Below are 5015 nucleotides of genomic sequence, written 5' to 3' on the forward strand. Positions count from 1 at the left end.
AAGACGGCGGCTACCTACTCTTCCACTGTTACGCAGTACCATCGGCGTGACGAGGCTTAACTTCTCTGTTCGGAATGGGAAGAGGTGGATCCCTCGTGCTATAGCCACCTTAATTTCATTATCAAGATTTTGACCGGACATCAATCCGAAGAGACCAGCTTCGCCTTATCGTCTTAAAATATATCAACCCTCACGTGAGGAAAGTCCCGGGCTATTAGTACCACTCGGCTCGGACGTCGCCGCCCTTACACCTGTGGCCTATCAAGGTCATCGTCTATAACCACCCTTGAGGGAGATCTAATCTTGAGGCCGGCTTCGTACTTAGATGCTTTCAGCACTTATCCGATCCGTACTTAGATACCCGGCGGTGCCCCTGGCGGGACAACCGGTAAACCAGCGGTACGTCCAACACGGTCCTCTCGTACTAGTGTCAGAGCCCCTCAAATCTCCTGCGCCCACGATAGATAGAGACCGAACTGTCTCACGACGTTCTGAACCCAGCTCGCGTGCCACTTTAATGGGCGAACAGCCCAACCCTTGGGACCTTCTCCAGCCCCAGGATGTGACGAGCCGACATCGAGGTGCCAAACCATTCCGTCGATATGAGCTCTTGGGAATGATCAGCCTGTTATCCCCGGAGTACCTTTTATCCTTTGAGCGATGGCCCTTCCATGCGGAACCACCGGATCACTATGCTCTAGTTTCCTACCTGATCGAGTTGTATCTCTCCCAGTCAAGCGCCCTTATGCCATTACACTCTGCGACCGGTTACCAATCGGTCTGAGGGCACCTTTAGAAGCCTCCGTTACGCTTTTGGAGGCGACCACCCCAGTCAAACTACCCACCATACAGTGTCCTCCTGCCTAGGAGTTAGAACTCAAACAACCGAAGGGCCGTATTTCAACGGCGGCTCCAAGGATACTGGCGTACCCCCTTCAAAGCCTCCGGCCTATCCTACACATCGTCTGCCCAAATTCAATGTAAAGCTATAGTAAAGGTTCACGGGGTCTTTTCGTCCCATCGCGGGTAATCGGCATCTTCACCGATACTACAATTTCACCGAGCTCACGGTTGAGACAGTGTCCAGATCATTACACCATTCGTGCAGGTCGGAACTTACCCGACAAGGAATTTCGCTACCTTAGGACCGTTATAGTTACGGCCGCCGTTTACTGGGGCTTCAATTCAACGCTTCTCTCGCGATGACATCTCCTCTTAACCTTCCAGCACCGGGCAGGTGTCAGGCTGTATACGTCATGTTTCCATTTAGCACAGCCATGTGTTTTTGTTAAACAGTTGCCTGGACCTATTCTCTGCGCCTCGCCTTACGACGAGGACCCTTTATCCCGAAGTTACAGGGTCAATTTGCCTAGTTCCTTAACCGTGAGTCACTCGAGCGCCTCAGTATTCTCAACCCGACCACGTGTGTCCGTTTACGGTACGGGTGCCGCATGGATAAGTTTAGCGGATTTTCTTGGGAGCATGGTTACGTCCATATTACGTCGCGCAAGCGCTCCGTATACTCTCAGGTTCGACTCTCCCCGCGGATTTGCCTACGGGAATCAATATCTACACCCTTCAACCGGCTATTCCGTCAGCCGGCAGGACTGTCACTTCTCCGTCTCCACGTCACTCCATGAGGCAGTATGGGAATATTAACCCATTCTTCCATCGGCGTCGCCGTTCGGCTTAGCCTTAGGTCCCGACTCACCCTGATCCGATTAGCGTTGATCAGGAAACCTTGGTCTTTCGGCGGGGGGGGTTCTCGCCCCCCTTATCGTTACTCATACCTACATTTGCTTTTCCATGCGCTCCAACAAGGGTCATCCCTCATCTTCGACGCCGCATGGAATGCTCCCCTACCATGTCTTGCGACATCCACGGCTTCGGCAGATCGTTTATGCCCGATTATTATCCACGCCAGATCGCTCGACTAGTGAGCTGTTACGCACTCTTTAAATGAATGGCTGCTTCCAAGCCAACATCCTAGCTGTCTCTGCGATCCGACCTCGTTAGTTCAACTCAACGATCATTTGGGGGCCTTAGCCGGTGGTCTGGATTCTTCTCCTCTCGGACACGGACCTTAGCACCCGCGCCCTCACTCCCTTTAAATATATATCGCGCATTCGGAGTTTATCTGGACTTGATAGGCGGTGAAGCCCTCGCATCCAATCAGTCGCTCTACCTCACGATATACTATAAAGAGGCTGCACCTAAATGCATTTCGGGGAGTACGAGCTATCTCCGAGTTTGATTAGCCTTTCACCCCTACCCTCAGCTCATTGGAAAGCTTTTCAACGCTTACCCATCCGGTCCTCCAGTTGGTGTTACCCAACCTTCAACCTGGCCAAGGGTAGATCACTCGGTTTCGCGTCTACCCCCCCCGACTTGGCGCCCTGTTCAGACTCGCTTTCGCTTCGGCTCCGTACCTTAGGTACTTAACCTTGCCGGGGAAGGTAACTCGTAGGTTCATTATGCAAAAGGCACGCCGTCACGTCATTACGACGCTCCGACCGCTTGTAGGCAGACGGGTTCAGGGTCTATTTCACTCCCCTGCTCGGGGTTCTTTTCACCTTTCCCTCACGGTACTGGTTCGCTATCGGTCTCTCGGGAGTATTTAGCCTTACGGGATGGGCCCCGCAGTTTCACGCAAGATTTCTCGTGCCCCGCGCTACTCAGGATGCCACTAGGCTTCGGCAGGGAGTCATGTACCGGGCTTTCACCGTCTATGGCGCGCTTTTCCAAGCGCTTCCATTTCCCTGCTTTCTTGCCCCGTCGTGGTCCTACACCCCCCGTGTCCCCTAGACGGCACGGGTTTGGGCTCTTCCGTGTTCGCTCGCCACTACTTACGGAATCATTGTTTATTTTCTCCTCCTATGGGTACTTAGATGTTTCAGTTCCCCACGTTCGCCTCCCTTACGGGATGGCAGGCCTTCAGCCTGCCGGGTTGCCCCATTCGGATATCCCGGGATCAAGGGCTATTTGCGCCTCCCCCGGGCTTTTCGCAGCTTATCACGTCCTTCGTCGCCTCCGAGAGCCAAGGCATCCACCGTCTGCCCTTGCTTACTTTCTCTCACCTCGTACATACGTACGGGTTGATATATCTTAAGCTCGCTCTACTTGTTTCTTCTTTTTGATGTCCAATATGTCAAAGATCCTCTTTCCCTCGCGGGATGTGTGGAGAATAACGGATTCGAACCGTTGACCCTCTGCGTGCAAGGCAGATGCTCTAGCCAGCTGAGCTAATCCCCCTCATTCGGAGTAGTCCCAGGCAGAGTTGAACTGCCGACCTCTACATTATCAGTGTAGCGCTCTAACCAACTGAGCTATAGGACTGTCAACTTTGCCAAGACTTACGTCCCAGCGTCATTTTTCTCTCTTTAGACTGGCCTCCCGGTACGTAAGATCTATATATAAACTTAATCTCAACAGCAGCACAAGACGATCGATACCTCGTATAACCGGACATCGCCGACACTTGGCCAGCGACGGAATCCTTCGCTCCAGAAAGGAGGTGTTCCAGCCGCACCTTCCGGTACGGCTACCTTGTTACGACTTAGCCCCAGTCACCAGTTTTACCCTAGGCCGATCCTTTCGGTTACGGACTTCAGGTACCCCCGGCTCCCATGGCTTGACGGGCGGTGTGTACAAGGCCCGGGAACGTATTCACCGCGCCATGGCTGATGCGCGATTACTAGCGAATCCAGCTTCACGGAGTCGGGTTGCAGACTCCGATCCGAACTGAGACGTGGTTTGGGGATTCGCTCCCTGTCGCCAGGTGGCCTCCCTTTGTCCACGCCATTGTAACACGTGTGTCGCCCCGGATGTAAGGGCCGTGCTGATTTGACGTCATCCCCGCCTTCCTCGCAGCTTACGCTGGCAGTCCCACCAGAGTCCTCAGCTTTACCTGTTAGTAACTAGTGGCAAGGGTTGCGCTCGTTATGGCACTTAAGCCGACACCTCACGGCACGAGCTGACGACAACCATGCAGCACCTCGCAAATCGCTATTGCTAGAGGCTCTGTTTCCAGAGCGGTCGAAATGCGTTCAAACCCGGGTAAGGTTCCTCGCGTATCATCGAATTAAACCACATGTTCCTCCGCTTGTGCGGGCCCCCGTCAATTCCTTTGAGTTTCACCGTTGCCGGCGTACTCCCCAGGTGGATCACTTAACGCTTTCGCTGTGCCGCTTACACTGTATCGCAAACAGCTAGTGATCATCGTTTACTGCGTGGACTACCAGGGTATCTAATCCTGTTTGATCCCCACGCTTTCGTGCATCAGCGTCAGTCATGGCTTGGCAGGCTGCCTTCGCAATCGGGGTTCTGCGTGATATCTAAGCATTTCACCGCTACACCACGCATTCCGCCTGCCTCAAACATACTCAAGCCCCCCAGTTTCAACGGCAATTCTATGGTTGAGCCACAGACTTTCACCGCTGACTTAAAAGGCCGCCTACGCACCCTTTAAACCCAATAAATCCGGATAACGCTCGGATCCTCCGTATTACCGCGGCTGCTGGCACGGAGTTAGCCGATCCTTATTCATAAGGTACATACAAAACGGGACACGTCCCGCACTTTATTCCCTTATAAAAGAGGTTTACGATCCATAGAACCTTCATCCCTCACGCGACTTGGCTGGTTCAGGCTTACGCCCATTGACCAATATTCCTCACTGCTGCCTCCCGTAGGAGTTTGGTCCGTGTCTCAGTACCAATGTGGGGGACCTTCCTCTCAGAACCCCTATCCATCGTCGGTTTGGTGGGCCGTTACCCCGCCAACTGCCTAATGGAACGCATGCCTATCTATCAGCGATGAATCTTTAGCAAATATCCCCATGCGGGGCCCCTGCTTCATGCGGTATTAGTCCGACTTTCGCCGGGTTATCCCCCTCTGATAGGTAAGTTGCATACGCGTTACTCACCCGTGCGCCGGTCGCCACCCGGTATTGCTACCTGTGCTGCCCCTCGACTTGCATGTGTTAAGCCTGTCGCTAGCGTTCATCCTGAGCCAGG

The 5015-nt window shown here is 53.5% G+C and carries 2 tRNA genes and 3 rRNA genes; all 5 read right to left on the minus strand.

The annotated features are described in order from the left end of the window. Nucleotide 1 precedes the first annotated feature (1 nt). Nucleotides 2-112 (minus strand): 5S ribosomal RNA (gene rrf / locus DWX84_RS21105). 83 nt (nt 113-195) lie between these two features. Then, nucleotides 196-3073, minus strand: a 23S ribosomal RNA gene (locus tag DWX84_RS21110). Between the two features lie 105 nt (nt 3074-3178). Next, a tRNA-Ala gene (locus tag DWX84_RS21115) sits at nt 3179-3252 on the minus strand. A 10-nt stretch (nt 3253-3262) separates the two neighbouring features. Continuing rightward, nucleotides 3263-3336: transfer RNA gene (locus DWX84_RS21120), tRNA-Ile, on the minus strand. 171 nt (nt 3337-3507) lie between these two features. Then, nucleotides 3508-5015, minus strand: a 16S ribosomal RNA gene (locus DWX84_RS21125); the annotation flags it as partial.

Source organism: Parabacteroides sp. AF21-43 (genome assembly GCF_003635435.1).
GTDB classification, from domain to species: domain Bacteria; phylum Bacteroidota; class Bacteroidia; order Bacteroidales; family Tannerellaceae; genus Parabacteroides; species Parabacteroides distasonis.